The sequence below is a fragment of the Mesorhizobium sp. 1M-11 genome, from assembly GCF_001303895.1.
Lineage (GTDB): Bacteria > Pseudomonadota > Alphaproteobacteria > Rhizobiales > Rhizobiaceae > Mesorhizobium.
In genome coordinates this window covers 1-14,048 of record NZ_LJSD01000014.1, presented here as the reverse complement: position 1 = coordinate 14,048, position 14,048 = coordinate 1, and the positions used below count along the sequence as shown (strand labels likewise).

The 14,048-nt window shown below is 60.6% G+C and carries 11 protein-coding genes and 2 pseudogenes; 12 read left to right on the top strand and 1 reads right to left on the bottom strand.

Annotated elements, in window-relative coordinates; genetic code table 11:
- Positions 1 to 171: 171 nt before the first annotated feature.
- The 8 genes from AO692_RS08315 to AO692_RS08280 all read left to right on the top strand — a co-directional run bounded on the left by AO692_RS08315 (position 172) and on the right by AO692_RS08280 (position 9,201).
- The gene (locus tag AO692_RS08315) at positions 172 to 1,158 is read left to right on the top strand and encodes a helix-turn-helix domain-containing protein (protein WP_152979759.1); all 987 of its coding nucleotides are present in this window, start codon (positions 172 to 174) and stop codon (positions 1,156 to 1,158) included.
- Positions 1,159 to 1,395: 237 nt separating this feature from the next.
- Positions 1,396 to 2,499 carry a hypothetical protein gene (locus AO692_RS08310; RefSeq protein ID WP_054309597.1) on the top strand — a complete coding sequence of 368 codons (1,104 nt, stop codon included), beginning with the start codon at positions 1,396 to 1,398 and terminating at the stop codon, positions 2,497 to 2,499.
- Between the two features lie 10 nt (positions 2,500 to 2,509).
- Positions 2,510 to 4,426, top strand: a complete 1,917-nt coding sequence (asnB, locus tag AO692_RS08305) for an asparagine synthase (glutamine-hydrolyzing) (protein WP_054309596.1) — start codon at positions 2,510 to 2,512, stop codon at positions 4,424 to 4,426.
- Between the two features lie 23 nt (positions 4,427 to 4,449).
- Positions 4,450 to 4,704: an acyl carrier protein gene (locus AO692_RS08300; protein ID WP_054309732.1), complete on the top strand. Its 255-nt coding sequence runs from the start codon at positions 4,450 to 4,452 to the stop codon at positions 4,702 to 4,704.
- A 15-nt stretch (positions 4,705 to 4,719) separates the two neighbouring features.
- Positions 4,720 to 6,273: a class I adenylate-forming enzyme family protein gene (locus AO692_RS08295; RefSeq protein ID WP_054309595.1), complete on the top strand. Its 1,554-nt coding sequence runs from the start codon at positions 4,720 to 4,722 to the stop codon at positions 6,271 to 6,273.
- Positions 6,270 to 7,241 carry an NAD(+) synthase gene (gene nadE, locus AO692_RS08290; protein WP_054309594.1) on the top strand — a complete coding sequence of 324 codons (972 nt, stop codon included), beginning with the start codon at positions 6,270 to 6,272 and terminating at the stop codon, positions 7,239 to 7,241. Before AO692_RS08295 ends, nadE begins: the two co-directional genes overlap by 4 nt.
- 215 nt (positions 7,242 to 7,456) lie before the next feature.
- Positions 7,457 to 8,074, top strand: a complete 618-nt coding sequence (locus tag AO692_RS08285) for a glutathione S-transferase family protein (protein ID WP_054309593.1) — start codon at positions 7,457 to 7,459, stop codon at positions 8,072 to 8,074.
- A 227-nt stretch (positions 8,075 to 8,301) separates the two neighbouring features.
- A complete protein-coding gene (locus AO692_RS08280; RefSeq protein ID WP_054309592.1) occupies positions 8,302 to 9,201 on the top strand; it encodes an alpha/beta hydrolase in 900 nt (299 codons plus the stop codon).
- Positions 9,202 to 9,466: 265 nt separating this feature from the next.
- On the opposite strand, the gene AO692_RS08275 is transcribed toward AO692_RS08280, so the two are convergent.
- Positions 9,467 to 10,363, bottom strand: a complete 897-nt coding sequence (locus tag AO692_RS08275) for a DMT family transporter (RefSeq protein ID WP_244483291.1) — start codon at positions 10,361 to 10,363, stop codon at positions 9,467 to 9,469.
- A gap of 34 nt (positions 10,364 to 10,397) precedes the next feature.
- Between AO692_RS08275 and AO692_RS32185 the strand changes: the two are divergent.
- From AO692_RS32185 to istB, 4 genes and pseudogenes are all read left to right on the top strand, one after another.
- Positions 10,398 to 10,780, top strand: a pseudogene (locus AO692_RS32185) (YkgJ family cysteine cluster protein).
- A 60-nt stretch (positions 10,781 to 10,840) separates the two neighbouring features.
- A complete protein-coding gene (locus AO692_RS08270) occupies positions 10,841 to 11,188 on the top strand; it encodes a hypothetical protein (protein WP_054309590.1) in 348 nt (115 codons plus the stop codon).
- A gap of 608 nt (positions 11,189 to 11,796) precedes the next feature.
- Positions 11,797 to 13,363 (top strand): annotated as a pseudogene (istA, locus tag AO692_RS08265) (IS21 family transposase).
- Complete coding sequence (gene istB / locus AO692_RS08260) at positions 13,296 to 14,024, top strand: IS21-like element helper ATPase IstB (protein WP_054308547.1); 729 nt, start codon at positions 13,296 to 13,298, stop codon at positions 14,022 to 14,024. Before istA ends, istB begins: the two are co-directional and overlap by 68 nt.
- Positions 14,025 to 14,048: the final 24 nt, after the last annotated feature.

The window sequence follows — 14,048 nt, the reverse complement described above, 5'->3', positions numbered from 1 at the left end:
CTCCTCCAGATATTCCCCGTCCGACGCGTTACCCGGCCTTTGGCGGGACTCGCGTTTCTTTTAGACTTCAACTAGATTGAGACTGAGGTGGAAGCGCCGTGGCCGCAATCCAATACGCGCAAAGACTATCCAGAATGCGCGGCCATACGGGGTGAATGGGAAGGCTGCCGCATGGACGCAGTCAATCTGAGATCGCCGCTGGCCCGGCACGCTTTGGTGGACACGTTTTCACCGGAGGAAGCGCGCCAGGAGATCGGCCGCATCTTCTGCCCGCATTTCCTGTCGCCGCGCCAGGCCAACGCCGCCGGTTTTCACGCCGTTCATCGCGCCTCGCGACAGCGCGGCTATTCGCTGAATTTCGTTGGTTATGGCTCGGAAGTCGAGATCGACCCCGGCGAACTCTCTTCCTTCTTCCTGCTGCAGATCCCGCTTGCCGGATCGGCCGAAGTCCGTTGCGGCACCACCACGGCCCAGGCGCGCCCGGGTCATATCGCCTCGCTGCTGTCGCCGACGTTGCCGACCCGCATGCGCTGGTCCGACGGCTGCGCCAAGCTGATCGTGCTGATCGAGCGTGAAGTCATGCAAAGGCAATGCGCCGACCTGGCGGATCGCGCCGTCGACAAGGTCGAGTTCGAGACGGCCGTCGACCTGTCGAGCCTTGCGGGACGGCTGGCACTCAATCATGTCGGCCTCATGCTGGAAAGTGTCGAGAACGGCAATGCCGCGTTCGGCACTTATCTGGCGAGGCTCGGGGAAAGCCTGTCTTCCTTGCTGCTTTCTTCGCTTGCCCATTCGCAACGCACGGCGCTCGATGCGCCGGCTCCAGTGGCGGCATCATCCACCATCGGTCGGGCACAGGATTGGATTCGCGCCAACATCGAACGAGACTTCAGCGTCGGCGACATCGCCATGGCGGTCGACGTCAGCCTGCGCTCACTGCAGGAGACAGTACGCCGCCACAATGGAACGACACTGGTGCAGATGATCGAGGCCGTCCGCCTCGATCATTTCCGCTCGCTGCTCAACGATCCTCAAAGCAGACGATCCGTGACCGAACTGGCTGGCCAGGCCGGCCTCGGGCATCTCGGCCGCGCTGCAGCTGCCTATCGCCGCAGATATGGTGAAACGCCGTCCCAGACGCTGCGTCGCAGCCGGTGATTTGAAACCAGCATCGACTTTTGCCCCCCACAAGTGAGCGCAGGTGCCGAAAGGGCTTCTGAAGAACACTCTTCTTGGGACGTCTTAAGCATCTGTTCGCCAAGCTTCACATCTTCTTCCAAACTATGGCGCTGCCAATCATTTGGTTAGAAGTTGCTGATACGACGCTGCCCATACGTAAGGCTGTACTCGCGATTGGAAGCGTAGACGTGTTCAGGATTGGCCGAGGCGACAAGCATGCCTGAGATCAGACCGGTAACGGCTCAGGATCTGCCGGCCGTCGCAGCGCTGTTTCAGCGGCTCCTGCGCAGCAACGGCGTGGATCCGCGTGCCCTCGCCGACTATCTGAAGACGCTGTTCCTCGAAGGTCCGAATTACGATCCCGAACTGGCCTCCAAGGTCCACGTGCGTGACGACGGCACCGTGAGCGGTTTCTTCGGCATCTTCCCGCTTGCGATGGAACATGCCGGCAGGACGCTGCGCGCAGCCGTCTGCGGCACCTTTATGGTGGATGCCCGCAAAGACGACCCCTTCGCCGGTGCCCGACTGTTGCGGGATGTCCTCTCCGGTCCACAGGATCTCTCCTTCACCGAAACCTCGAACGACCTGTCGACAGCTCTCTGGCAGAAGGTGAACGGGCATATCCTGCCGGACTACAGCCTCGAATGGCTGCGCATCCTGCGCCCGGTTTCCTTCGTCGCAGACAGCGTCGCGAAGCGCGTGCCCGGGGCACGGCTTGTCACGCCTCTTCTTCGACCCTTCGATGCCCTGGCGCAGCGCGCCAAGTCGGACTGGTATGGTTACGTGCCGGAGGTCAGTCGCGCGGACGCATTCACCGATGGCGACGTCAGCGAGGACGAAGCCGCCGAGATTATCCCGACATTCCTGCGCCAGTTCGCGCTGCGGCCGCAGTGGGATGCTGAACGCCTGCGCTATATGCTGGCCGAGGCTCGCCAGAAGGTTATCCATGGTGAAAGGGTGCTGCGGGTTGTTCGCGCCCGCTCGAACGGCGCGCCAATCGGCTTGTTCCTCTACTACGGCGACAGGGGGCGTCTCGGTCGCGTCGTCCAGGTCCTATCACTGCCTGGTCGCGAAGGACTCGTGATCGACCGGATGATGCGTCATGCCGACTCACGGAACATGCCGGCGTTGCGCGGACGCACGCAGCCTGCGCTTCTCGGCGCCATGATGGGACGCAAGATCGCATTCGTGCATGCCGCATCCACCATCGTTCATTCTCGCGACCCGAAACTGATCGAGGCCTTCACCAGTGGACAGGCCTTCGTCAACGGTCTTGCCGGAGAAGGTTGGACTCGTCTGATCGGCGACCGCTTCACATGACGGTGGCCTGATGTGCGGGGTGGCGGGGTATTTCGGAAAGGGTGTGGCGCCAGCTGAAGCGAAGGCGCTGCTGGCTCGCATGACGAGGCAACTCTCTCATCGGGGTCCGGACGACAGTGGCATCCATATCGATGGCGAGGCCGGGCTGGCGCATCGACGGCTGTCGATCGTCGGTCTCTCCGACGGCCACCAGCCGATGTCCGGTCCGTCCGACAATCTGGTGATCTCCTATAATGGCGAGATCTTCAACTATGTCGAACTGCGGAATGAGCTGATCGCCAAGGGCCGGCAATTCCACACCCGATCGGACACCGAGGTGATCCTGCAACTCTATGACGAGAAGGGCCTGGATTGCCTTGATGAACTCAATGGCGATTTCGCCTTCGCGCTTTGGGATGCACGTCAGGGACGCATGGTTCTGGCTCGCGATCGCATGGGCGTGCGCCCGCTGTTTTACACACAGCGCAGCGACACGCTGTTCTTCGCATCCGAGATCAAGGCGCTGCTCGCCGTCCCGGGCATCGAGGCGAGGCTCGACCCGCTTGCACTAGACCAGATCTTCACCTTGTGGACGCCACTTGCCCCACGCACCGCATTCCAAGGCATTTCGGAATTGCCGCCCGGTCACCTGATGATCGTGGAAAGTGGACGCGTCGAACAGCGCGCCTGGTGGCGGCAGACCTATCCCGATGCCGGTGATATCCGGCCGCGATCCGACGCGGTCGAAGAGCTGCGAGCATTGCTCGACGACGCCACCCGCATTCGGCTTCGTGCCGACGTGCCTGTCGGCTCCTATCTTTCCGGCGGTCTGGATTCTTCTCTTGTGTCGGCGCTCGCCGCTCGCGCGCACCCCGAACAGCTCAGAACCTTTTCGCTCGGCTTCGACAGCGAAGAACACGACGAGAGCAAATGGCAGGCTGTAATGGCCTCGGCGCTTGGCGTGGAACACACCACTGCCCGTTGCTCCGCCAGCGATATCTCGGGCTTGTTCCCATCCGTCATACGCCATGTCGAACGGCCGATCCTGCGCACGGCGCCGGCGCCACTCGCCAAGCTTTCGGCATTGGTGCACGACAACGGCATAAAGGCGGTCCTCACCGGTGAAGGCGCGGATGAATTGTTTGCCGGGTACGATATCTTCCGCGAAGCGAAACTGCGCCGCTTCTGTGGCCGCCAGCCCAACTCGAAGTTCCGGCCATTGCTGTTCCAGCGGCTCTATCCCTATCTGCCTGGCCTACAGCGGCAATCGCCGGAATATCTGGCCCGCTTCTTCGGTGCCGGCGACGACCGCATCGACGATCTCCTCTATTCGCATCGGCCTCGCTTCCGCTCGACAGGTGCTGCCAAACTGTTCTTTTCATCCGAGCTCAAGCACGAGCTCGGCGACTATGATGCGACTGCGGAACTGGCCTCCATGCTGCCGTCGGATTTTTCCCGCTGGCATCCATTGCATCAGGCCCAATATCTGGAAACGACGTTCCTTCTGCCGGGCTATATCCTTTCCGCGCAGGGCGATCGCGTCATGATGGCAAACAGTGTGGAAGGCCGCTTTCCGTTCCTCGACCCGCGCATCATCGACTTTGCTGCGGGCTTGGCTCCGGACATGAAGCTGCACGGCCTGCGGGAGAAGCATATTCTCAAGCAGTCTGCGAAAGGCCTGGTTCCCGAGGCGATCATCGAGCGGCCGAAACAGCCCTATCGCGCGCCGGACAGCCAGGCCTTTGCGGCAACGCCGCCGCGTTATCTGGCAGACGTACTCTCCAGGGCCGCCATCGCCAAGGGCGGCTTCTTCAACGCTACAGCGGTCGAAAAGCTGAAAAACAAGGTCTTGCATCAGGAGACAGCCAGCTTTCGGGACGATACCGCCTTTGTCGGCATCCTTTCGACCCAGCTTTGGCTGGACACGTTCTCCACGAAGACCGATTGATGGGACACACCGGGACAGAGACCATGGCAGACGACACCAGAACGGCGATCCGCGCCTTCATCATCGAGAACTTCCTGTTTGGCGACGAGAGCCAGCCCTTGCCCGACGAAATGTCGTTGATCGATAATGACCTGGTCGATTCCACAGGCATTCTCGAACTGGTCGGCCACATCGAGAAGGAGTTCGGCTTCAAAGTCGAAGACCGCGAGATCGTTCCGGCTAATCTCGATTCGATCGCCCGCATCGTCGCCTATATCGATGGCAAACGAGCCAGGTAAGGGGCAGGCTGCAAGATGCGCCTCGAAGATCATCTTCGCGCACGCGCAGCCGATGCTGGCCTGAAGACGGCGCTGGTCTGTGGCGACCGGCGGATCAACTATGCCGAATTCAGTCAGTCGGCAGAGCGCGTCGCCGGGGCGCTTGCCAACGCCGGCGTGCGACGGGGCGATCGCGTTCTGGTGTTCATGGACAATGGCCTCGAGGCCGTGCTTTCCATTTTCGCAGTCTGGATGGCCGGTGCGGTGCTGGTGCCGGTCAATCCGTCAGCCAAGATCGGACGCATCGCATTCCTGATCAACCATTGCCGCCCCACCGCCATCATGGCGCAAGGCAGGCTGGCCCCCATCCTTGCCGAAGCCGCATCGCAATTCCCGACACCGATCCACATTCTGCTGACGGAGCCGCACGCCGCGCTTCCGAATGCGCCCCTTTTCGAGAAATCTCCGCGCACCGAACCGGTGTCGATGATCGACGACGGTCGGCAAGAGGACGATCTCGCGGCAATTCTCTACACCTCCGGTTCCACGGGCGACCCGAAGGGCGTGATGATGGCGCACGCCAATCTCAATGCCGCCGCATCTTCCATCGCCTCCTATCTCGAAAACACCGCGGACGACGTCATCCTCAGCGTGCTGCCGCTGTCCTTCGGTTATGGGCTGACGCAACTGCTGACCACGGTCTTCAGCGGCGCGACGCTCGTTCTCGAAAAATCCTTTGCGTTCCCCTACGCCGTCTTCGAACGCCTGCGGGATCAGCGCGCCACGGGCTTCCCATTGGTGCCCTCGATGGTCGCCATGATGCTGCAGATGAAGGACCTGGACGCCGCCCTGTTCGCCAGTTTGCGCTACATCACCAGTGCTGCCGCACCGTTGCCGGTCGACCATATTCGCCGGCTAAGAAGCGTTCTGCCTGGTGTGCGTCTCTATTCGATGTATGGGCAGACCGAGTGCATCCGCGCCACCTATCTGCCGCCCGAACAGCTTGAGCAACGACCAGGCTCCGTTGGTCTCGCAATTCCAGGCGCGCAAGCCTGTGTCGTTGATGAGGCTGGCAAACCGGCAAAACCCAATGACATCGGCGAACTGGTGATCAGCGGGCCGAATGTCATGAGAGGCTACTGGGAAGCGCCGGAAGCGACAGCGCAGACGCTCCGTCCACACGTGCAAACCGGCGAACTGCGGCTCCATACCGGTGATCTCTTCACCGCCGATGCTGACGGCTTCCTCACCTTCGTCGCCCGCCGCGATGACATCATCAAATCGCGTGGCGAGAAAGTGCCACCGAAGGAAGTCGAAAACGTCCTGCACACGCTGCCCGGCGTCGCTGAAGCCCTCGTAGCGGGCGTCCCCGACCCGGTGCTCGGACAATCCATAAAGGCCTTTGTGGTATCGGCCGACCCAAGGTTGACCGAACGCGATGTGCTGCGCTACTGCGCGCGCCATCTGGAAGACTATATGGTTCCCAAGACGATTGAATTCGTCGCCGCTTTGCCGAAGACCGACAGCGGCAAGCTCAGCCGCCGGCTGGCGGCAGCAATGCATTCCACCAGAAAAGGGCCTGACGCATGACGATCCGCTTTTCGGCATCGGCACTCGATTTCGATCCGGCAGCGGAGACCGACCGCATTGCCACAGTGATCCGTGAGAGCCTGCGCAAGGATCTGCGTCGGCGCGGACTCGTGCTTGGCCTGTCCGGCGGTATCGATTCCAGCGTCTGCGCCGGGCTGGCGGTGCGGGCACTAGGCCCCGGCAATGTCTTTGCGCTGCTGATGCCCGAGGCCGATTCCGACCCCGAAAGCCGGCGGCTTGGAACATTGGTGGCGGATACTTTCGGCATCGAACGCACCACCGAAGACATGGCGCCGATGCTGGCGGCAATGGGGTGTTACGAGCGGCGTGACGCCTTCATCCGCCAGGTCGAACCGGACTACGGCCCGGGCTGGGCATCCAAAATCGTCTTCGACAACGGCCTCACCACGGGAGGTTACAATCTCTCGTCGCTGGTCGTGCGCTCGCCCGATGGCGTTGAGAAGAAGCTGCGGCTGCCGGTGGAGACCTATCTTGGCATCGTCGCCGCCACCAATATGAAGCAGCGTACCCGCAAGCAGCTCGAATATTATCATGCCGACCGGTTGAATTATGCCGTGCTCGGCACGCCGAACCTGCTGGAATACGACCAGGGCTTTTTCGTCAAGAACGGCGATGGAGCCGCCGACATCAAGCCGATCGCGCATCTCTACAAGACGCAGGTTTACAGGCTCGCCGAATATCTCGGCGTTCCCGCCGAGATCCGTGCACGGCCACCGACGACGGACACCTATTCGCTGCCGCAGACGCAGGAAGAATTCTACTTCGTGCTGCCGTACGACAAGATGGACCTTTGCCTCTACGCGCTAAACCACGCAGTGCCGGCCTCGGATGTTGCCCAGGCGGTTGGGCTGACCGTCGATCAGGTCGAGTTCGTCTGGAAGGACATCGCCGCCAAGCGCAAGGCGGCACGCTATCTGCACATGACACCGCAATTGATCGCCGAATAGGCGTACCGCCGGCCTTTGGGCGCAGCGAGCGAAGAAGCATGACGGCATCGGCATGAGCGCAATTTTCGCTCGTCAATGAATAGAAAATGCAGCGCCAATATCCAATCCGGCGCAATACTATTCCATCAGCACAGCACGACCGGACGCGCCAGCTTCTCCGTTGGCGAACGGTGACGCGTGCATCTGCGCCGCCTCACCGTCAGATTGGATAGACAATGGACCTTCTCTACCAGACCCACTCCCCCTATGCCCGCAAGGTTCTGGTCTTCGTGTATGAAGCCGGACTCGCCGGAGAATTGCGTGTCATCCACCACGAAACCAGCCCGACCAACCGCAACGAGCAGGTCTTCGCGGTCAACCCGTTGGGCAAGGTACCGGTTCTGGTCCTGGCCAATGGCGAGACGATCTTCGATTCCGTCGTGATCTGCGACTATCTTGAAACGCTTAACAGGCAGGTTTCATTGATCCCGGCTACGGGGTCCCGGCGCTGGGCAGCCCTGCGGATGCAGGCCGTTGCTCAAGGCATGTGCGAAGCCGGCATCGCTTTGCGCTGGGAGACTTCGCGCCGTCCGCAGCATCTGCGCTATCCCGTACTTGCCGATGGTATGACGACGAAGCTGGTCGAGTCCTACGATTATCTCGAGCGATCGACAGCTCTCGATGAGCCCCTGCATATCGGCCATATCGCTGTCGCCACAGCCCTCGATTGGCTGGCATTCCGTAACCTGCCTGACTTTGAACAGGGAAGGCCGCGGCTGTCAAAATGGTTCGAGGAATTTCTGCAGCGCCCCTCCATGCGGGCCACACCGTATGACGGCGAGACGCACGACTGAATGACGTCGCCTGCACCGGGCCGACCACACTTTGGAAACGGGCCGCGTTAGGTCGGGGAGAAATCCAGGTTTCCATTGAAGAAATGTCACATAGACGTCTCGTTTAGTCGTTTGACGTTTCAATCTTCCGGGAAACAGCATGGACCGTCCGTCAGGCAGGCTCCCTCGCCTGCCTGATCGGTCTAACGGCGATGTGATCCATCATTCGCTCAACCCGGAGGATACCCATGTACCGATTGCTTTGGCGCATCATGAAAATGGCTCTTGCTGTCACGGTCGTGAATGCAGCGCTGGCTGCTCTATCCATTCCCTCTACCGCGCAAACGGCGCCTGTCGTCAAGGAGGGAACGATAGAGCTCGGTCCGATCAGCATCTACTACCTGGATACAGGAGGCGATGGTGAAACAATTCTCCTGATGCATCCAGCTTCCGCCGGCAGCGACGCGTATCGCAAGCATCAAATTGCAGCGTTCGCGGCCGCGGGCTATCGCGTGGTCGCCTATGACCGCCCCAATTTCGGCAAGACCCGTTACGACCCCGTCGCGTCACCGCTTCAGGGAACGACGACCGACGATCTCGACGCCCTCACACGCCAGCTGGGCCTGGACCGCTTTCACATCGTGGGCACGGGGGCCGGCGGCTATATCGGAGTGGACTTCACTCTATCCTTCCCCGAGCGGGTGCGCAGTCTGGTGATCGCCAATGCGGCGATGGACATCATGGACAACGACACCTACAGCGCGATGATAAAGCGCCCGCGACCCGAGGGCTTCTACAACATGCCGATCGAATTCCAGGAACTTTCTGCCTCCTTCCGCACCGGCAATCCGGAGGGTGTGAAGACTTGGCTGGAGAATTACACCGCAAGCCGCGTCAAGCCGCGGGGCCCCGGTCAGCCTGAGAAAAATGTGGCGACATTGAAGGGCATAGCAGACACCAAGGTGCCGATGCTTTTCATCTCAGGCGAGGCGGACAACTATGCCCCGCCGCCGCTTTACCGCGAAGCCGTGAAGCACCTGCCGAATGCTGAACTCGTCACGATTCCAGAATCGGCGCACGCTTCCTATTGGGAGCGGCCTGATGATTACAACAAGGCGGTGCTCGGTTTCCTGGCAAAACACCATTGATCAGGTGACGGGGACCAGAAATTAGGCTGCCCCTGAGACATCCCCAAAACACAAATGGCCCGTCACAAGACGGGCCATTTGTGTTTAATTTGGTTGCGGGAGGGTGCAACCGCTTCAACTTGCGATCCAATAGTGATCGCTCCATGCAAATATCTGACGTCGCGGAAATCGCTAAGCTGGCAATCGCTCTTTTATCGAAATGCACCCATCTTCGATCACTTCATAATGCCGAGGCGTAGGGTATCTATCGGTGTGAACTGGGCGATTACGTCAGCGAACCTTCCACCTCGAAGCCACGGTGCCCCAAGCTCCCTTGCGCGGACCAGAGTACCGATCGAGCTCGCGAGCTTGTTCTTCGGTTATGCCGAGATCGTCGAGTTGGTCCCTGTCGAGCATCGACAGCGGTTTGTTTCGTTGCGCGGCCGATCCCATGCCGGAGAACGACCATTGTCGCGCCAACGATGAGTGCGGCTCCCAGCCTTTGCGATGAAGTGAGACGTTCGCCCAGAAAGATGAACGATCCCAATACCCCGAACACCGGGATGAGATTGAAGAAGGAGCCTGCGACACTCGCTGCCATAGATCTGAGTGCGTGCAAATAGAACCAATAGGCAAGCGCATAGTATAGCAGCCCCGAGAGGATGATCGTTGCAATGTCTCGATAAAGCACTCCTGCAAGATTCGGCGCAGTGACGGAGCGCAACTCCAACGGCCAAATTGCAAGCACCCAAGCGAACGCGACACTCTGCTGGACAGCGACCGTAAAGAGCGGATTTGCGACTAGGTTCCGTGCCAGGATCGTATAGATCGCACAGCATAGCACACCCGCCAGTATCAGAGCCGAACCGGCATTTAGTGTCTCGGACGAAGCGTTGCCCAACAGTCCGCTGACCAGCAAAACGCCACAGGTCGCAAGGGCGACAAGGCCAAGAAGCTGCCGACCGATCTGTTCTTTTAGAAACATCCAGGCAAGCCCAAGAATTAGGATTGGTTCGAAAGCCCAGAGCAAGGTGGCCACACTGGCGGAAGTTTCGACGAGACCAAACATGCTGAATGTGTAGGCCCATCCAGGGTTTAGCAGGCCGAGCAACCCGATCCACGGCAGCAGGCGAGCTGAGGGGCTCTTCGCCTTGGTGACAATCACGGCCAGCCACAGTGCCACGACACTCGGGGCGAGTTGAAACACCAGGACGGAGATCGGTGGAAACGACGGTTTCGACTGCAATGCCTGTGGCGCGTGCTGCGCCTACTCGTCGACATGGCCGAGGTTTAGCACCGAGACCGTTTCTCAACTCGAACAAATTCCTGCTGAAAATGTTTTCCGCGATAAAGCGGGATGCGCTGCGTTGGCGCTCGCTGCTCGGCGCTGTCGGCAAGTCGGAACAGCGACCTCGTCTCGATCTATGGAAACCGCCCCGACGTCTGCCGCGCCTGCGAGCTGGGCGGCTGCGACTGCCTCATAGCGTGCAGGGCACTGGGCTTATGTTTGATTCACCCGGCAGACGAGGTTGCAATCGATCCTGTTCAGCCGGAGTGGCATCGAACCACGAACATAATTACCTGTGGCGGTAGGATGTGATAGAATGCCTTTGCTCGTGCGCGATTATGCGCACCCGTCTGACAAAGATCGGACACTACCATGGAATCCCGGGAATGGATCAAGCCGGCCGCTTGCGGCGCGGTCGGAGGAGCCTTGGCGCTCGCAATCATCGGCTTCACCATCGGCGGATGGGTCACGGGCGGCACTGCGACGAAGATGGCGGAAAACGCCAGCATCAATGCTGTCGTCGCGGTCATGACCCCCTATTGTGTCGCGCAGTCGAAGAGCGCGCCGAATTCGGTCGAGGTTCTGGCCGCTCTCAAAGCCGCCAACAGCTATGATCGTCGATCAATTATCGAAAAAGCCGGATGGGCCACGCCACTTGGAGACACCACGCCCAACACGGCATTGGCGGTCTCGTGCAACTCCGCCCTCGCCCTGAACTAGGATCAAGAACGAGGCGCGGCCGACAACCAGCGCCTCGTACTCGGCATAAAAGCACCAAGCGGCAAGCCGTTGCAGAGCCTGAAGCCATTCAATCCACGGTGCGGGAATGACCTTTAGCGGCCCTGTTTCAGCGCTATTTGCCGTCACTGACGAAGGCTGGTTTGGAAGACGGTCAAAGGGAACGGCGCTTGCGCCGTCACGATCTGGATCGCGAAGCGACTGCGCGATACGATCGCTAAAATCGAGAGTTCCAACCTCGCTGAGAAGGCAGACATTCTTGCTGTGACATCAAGCTGAGACCGAGCCATATCGCGATCCCGCCCACAGTGGAGACGATATGCCCCTATGGCAAGCAAGCGAGCTCACGCTCCCCTCAACGTCTTCCTGAACAGCCGCATGTTGGTGTGCTGCGCCTTGAAGCAACAGGCGCAATCGACTTTCAGTACGGACGAGACTAGCTGGACTGGTGGCACGACATATTCCCGATGTCGCTTGTGTTTCGGCGTGGAATAAGGACCCCGTTTCAGGGGTGACCGGCGTCCAAAAAGGACCCCTGTAACGCAGGGTTGTCACACTGCCTTCGGTTTCATCGGGGGCATTTGTTTTGGATGTTGGTTGTGGAGACGATTGCGAAGATACGTCGGCTTTCGCTGGTCCAGGGGAAGTCGATCAAGGAGATCTGCCGCGAGTTGAGGATATCGCGGAAGGTTGTCCGGAAGGTGCTGCGGTCGAACGCGACGGAGTTCCGTTACGAGCGTGAGCATCAGCCGATGCCAAAGATCGGCCCCTGGCAGGATCAGCTCGACGGGCTTTTAGGTGGCAATCACGGCAAGGCGGGGCGCGAGCGGCTAACGCTGATCCGAATCTTTGAGGAGCTCCGCGGTCTCGGATACGACGGCAGCTACGACGCGGTTCGCCGATACGCCAAGAGCTGGGCGAAGGCGCAGGGATCAGCGACGGCGGAAGCCTATGTGCCGTTGTTCTTCGCGCCGGGTGAAGCCTACCAGTTCGACTGGAGCCACGAGATCGTCCTCATCAATGGCGTGACTGTGACCGTGAAGGTTGCCCATGTCCGGCTTTGCCACAGCCGCATGATGTTCGTCAGAGCCTATCCGCGCGAGACGCAGGAGATGGTGTTCGACGCGCACGACCGGGCCTTCGCCTTCTTTGGCGGCACCTGCACGCGCGGCATCTACGACAACATGAAGACGGCGGTTGAGACGGTATTCGTCGGCAAGGACCGGCAATACAATCGCCGCTTCCTGCAGATGTGCAGCCATTATCTGGTGCAGCCGGTCGCCTGCACGCCGGCGTCGGGCTGGGAGAAGGGTCAAGTCGAGAACCAGGTCGGGCTGGTGCGCGAGCGCTTCTTCACGCCGCGGCTGCGCTTCAAATCCTATGAGGAACTCAACGCCTGGCTGCTCGACAAATGCATCGCCTACACCAAGACGCACCGTCATATCGATCAGCCGGAGCGCACGATCTGGGAGGTGTTCGAGGAGGAGCGCGGCAAACTTGTCGAGTATCGCGGCCCCTTCGACGGCTTCCACACGGTCCCCGCCTCGGTATCGAAGACCTGCACGGTGCGCTTCGACAACAACAAATACTCGGTGCTGTCGACTGCCGTGGGCCGACCGGTCGAGATCCAGGCCTATGCCAGCAGGATCGTCATCCGGCAGGATGGCGTTGTCGTCGCCGAACACGCCCGTTCGTTCGGGCGCGGTGAGACCATTTACGATCCCTGGCACTATGTCCCCGTGCTCGCCCGCAAGCCCGGCGCATTGCGCAATGGCGCGCCGTTCCAGGACTGGGTTCTGCCCTCGGCGATGGAGCGGACCCGGCGCCGACTGAAGTCCTCGGATGACGGTGATCGCCAGATGGTGGCGATCCTGGCTGCGGTGTTGACCGACGGGATCGATGCCGTGGAGGCCGCCTGCCAAGAGGCGCTCGACCAGAACGTCTGCTCGTCAGCTGTCATCATCAACATTCTGGCGCGGCGGCGCGATCCGGCGCCAGCCATCACCATTCTCACCCCGGACGCTCTTCGCCTGCGCCATGAGCCGCAGGCCGACTGTGCCCGCTACGACAGCCTCAGGAGGGCAAGCTGATGGAACGCACGCAGGTTCTGGATCTGATGGGAACGTTGAAGCTCTACGGCATGCGCAGTGCCTATGACGAGGTTATGGCGACCGGCATCAAGCGCCAGCACGAGCCGCCGAGGATCGTCGGCGATCTGCTGTCGGCCGAGATCGCCGAGAAGCAGGCGCGCTCCATCAAATACCAGCTCACCGTCGCAAAGCTGCCGATCGCCAAGGACATCGAGGAGTTCGACTTCGACGGCACGCCGGTCAACGAGGTGCTGGTCAGGGACCTTGCCAACGGCACCTTCGTCGCCGACCAGCGTAACGCCGTTCTCATCGGCGGCACCGGAACCGGCAAGTCACATCTGGCGATTGCCCTTGCCCGATCCCTCATCCGCAACGGGACGCGCGGTCGCTTCTTCAATGTCGTTGATCTCGTCAACCGGCTCGAGACCGAGCACCGCGGTGGCAAGCAGGGCCGTATCGCTGACTACCTGACCCGATTGGACTTCGTCGTCCTCGACGAACTCGGCTATCTGCCCTTCGCGCAAGCCGGCGGGCAGTTGCTCTTCCACCTGATCAGCAGGCTCTACGAGCGCACCTCGATCATCGTCACCACCAATCTGGCGTTCGGCGAATGGCCCGCTGTCTTCGGCGACGCCAAGATGACGACGGCGCTGCTCGACCGGCTCACCCATCACTGCGAGATCATCGAGACCGGAAACGAATCCTGGCGATTCAAGAACCGCGCCTGATCACCCCATAACGCCGATCCGCGC

Excerpts from the sequence above, each read along its gene's own strand:
- AO692_RS08285 (WP_054309593.1), top strand. The coding sequence starts at position 7,457 with ATGGACCTTCTCTACCAGACCCACTCCCCCTATGCCCGCAAGGTTCTG.
- AO692_RS08280 (WP_054309592.1), top strand. The coding sequence starts at position 8,302 with ATGTACCGATTGCTTTGGCGCATCATGAAAATGGCTCTTGCTGTCACG.
- AO692_RS08300 (WP_054309732.1), top strand. The coding sequence starts at position 4,450 with ATGGCAGACGACACCAGAACGGCGATCCGCGCCTTCATCATCGAGAAC.
- AO692_RS08310 (WP_054309597.1), top strand. The coding sequence starts at position 1,396 with ATGCCTGAGATCAGACCGGTAACGGCTCAGGATCTGCCGGCCGTCGCA.
- AO692_RS08315 (WP_152979759.1), top strand. The coding sequence starts at position 172 with ATGGACGCAGTCAATCTGAGATCGCCGCTGGCCCGGCACGCTTTGGTG.
- nadE (WP_054309594.1), top strand. The coding sequence starts at position 6,270 with ATGACGATCCGCTTTTCGGCATCGGCACTCGATTTCGATCCGGCAGCG.
- AO692_RS08270 (WP_054309590.1), top strand. The coding sequence starts at position 10,841 with ATGGAATCCCGGGAATGGATCAAGCCGGCCGCTTGCGGCGCGGTCGGA.
- istB (WP_054308547.1), top strand. The coding sequence starts at position 13,296 with ATGGAACGCACGCAGGTTCTGGATCTGATGGGAACGTTGAAGCTCTAC.
- AO692_RS08295 (WP_054309595.1), top strand. The coding sequence starts at position 4,720 with ATGCGCCTCGAAGATCATCTTCGCGCACGCGCAGCCGATGCTGGCCTG.
- asnB (WP_054309596.1), top strand. The coding sequence starts at position 2,510 with ATGTGCGGGGTGGCGGGGTATTTCGGAAAGGGTGTGGCGCCAGCTGAA.